Raw genomic sequence first — 1,610 nt, 5'->3', positions numbered from 1 at the left:
CTACCCTGCCAGATAGGGATACCATCAAACAGAAACGCACATTTGCTGTCGATGTTGACCTGTCTAAATTCTTTGACCGAGTTAATCATGATCTCTTGATGACTCAACTGAGGAAAAAGGTACAGGATAAGCGTCTACTGACGCTTATTGGCAAATACCTTCGTGCAGGAGTAATGGTCAACGACCAATTTGAAGCAAGCTCGGAAGGTGTTCCTCAAGGTGGCCCACTCTCACCATTACTATCAAACATCATGTTGGATAGTCTGGATAAAGAACTGGAAAGTCGAGGGCATAAATTCGCCCGTTACGCGGACGACTTCATCATTTTAGTGAGGTCTCAGCGAGCGGGAGAACGGGTACTGAAAAGCATTACTCATTACCTTGCTACTACGCTAAAACTGGTTGTTAATGAACAGAAGAGCCAAGTGGTTAAGGTAGGTCAAAGCAAGTTCCTCGGGTTCACATTCAATCGAGGAAAGATCCAGTGGCATGCTAAAACATTACACACTTTCAAACAAAAGATGAGACGGCTGACGAACCGAAACTGGGGAGTGAGCATGAGTTATCAATTGTTTAAAGTGCGGCAATACATGCGAGGTTGGATTAACTACTTTGGCATCGCTAACGCTTATCAAGCGTGTATCGATTTAGACCAATGGATCCGTCGGCGAGTACGTATGTGCTACTGGCGTCAGTGGCGTAAACCACGGACAAAGGTGCAAAACCTACTTAAACGTGGAGTCTTGATCCAAACAGCCGTTGGTTGTGGTATCACAAGCAAAGGGCCGTGGCGAAGTTCGAAAACCCCCGGGATACAGCAAGCGCTGAGTAATGATTACCTTAAGAAAGTAGGATTGTTTTCACTAAGAGATGGATGGATTGCTGTTCAATACTCAAATCAGGAAATGTAGATTAGGTGTTCTGAGTGAACCGCCCTGTGCGGATCCGCATGCAGGGTGGTGTGGGGGCTGGAGGGTAAAGACCTCCAGCTACCCGATTATAACTCTGTTCGTTTTTTCCAATGACTTGTTCTAGTAGAGAAAAAGCCATGCATTTTCCCAACTTTCCCTGATTTAACGAGTTTAGTACCACCAATATTGAGAGATTTATCACCTGTATAGTAAATTTGCTCCACTCGTAAGGCACATTGCTTGCCATTAAAGTCAACATAGTCAACAAAGTCGCCTAACACTAATGAGTATTTAGCTTTAGCGTATTGCTCCGTTAAATCGTTTTGATTATTTTCAATCTCTTGGTAAATAGACGTTAAACGTTCTTCAACTTGCGTCATAACCTGCAACGTGCAAGCCAAAAATTGTCTATTCTCATCGGAAATATCTAGAGCTAGTGTCTTTTCGATGCGATCTCTGTTGTTGTAAAAATCTTCTAAATCACTATATGCCGACTCGTATGAATCGAAGCCCTCTTTAGCAGTTTCTAATTGCTTTTCTAGTATATCTAATTCCAATTAATTTCTCCAAACTTCAGTGAGTTATAACGCCGCATTAAGTGGTGAGCAACGCAGACCACTGAACCTAAAGTATTGTGCCGTAAACACCAAAGTTGAAGCGAACCAAAAATGCCGACCGTTGGGAATCCGTCTTAAATGC

General features: G+C 43.0%; 2 protein-coding genes. One reads left to right on the top strand and one right to left on the bottom strand.

Features of this window, described 5'->3' with window-relative positions:
• A partial coding sequence (locus FCV43_RS19945; RefSeq protein ID WP_240697201.1) for a reverse transcriptase domain-containing protein occupies positions 1 to 911 on the top strand: 911 nt, incomplete at its 5' end.
• Positions 912 to 997: 86 nt separating this feature from the next.
• On the opposite strand, the gene FCV43_RS19940 is transcribed toward FCV43_RS19945, so the two are convergent.
• Positions 998 to 1,468 (bottom strand): hypothetical protein, encoded by a 471-nt coding sequence (locus FCV43_RS19940; RefSeq protein WP_136996157.1) that lies wholly within the window; start codon positions 1,466 to 1,468, stop codon positions 998 to 1,000.
• Between the last annotated feature and the right edge of the window lie 142 nt (positions 1,469 to 1,610).

Origin of the sequence: Vibrio genomosp. F6 (assembly GCF_005146325.1) — a bacterium.
In the GTDB taxonomy this organism is placed as follows: Bacteria; Pseudomonadota; Gammaproteobacteria; order Enterobacterales; family Vibrionaceae; genus Vibrio; species Vibrio cortegadensis.
Note: the sequence above shows the minus strand (reverse complement) of the source record. Positions and strands in the feature narration are given on the sequence as shown.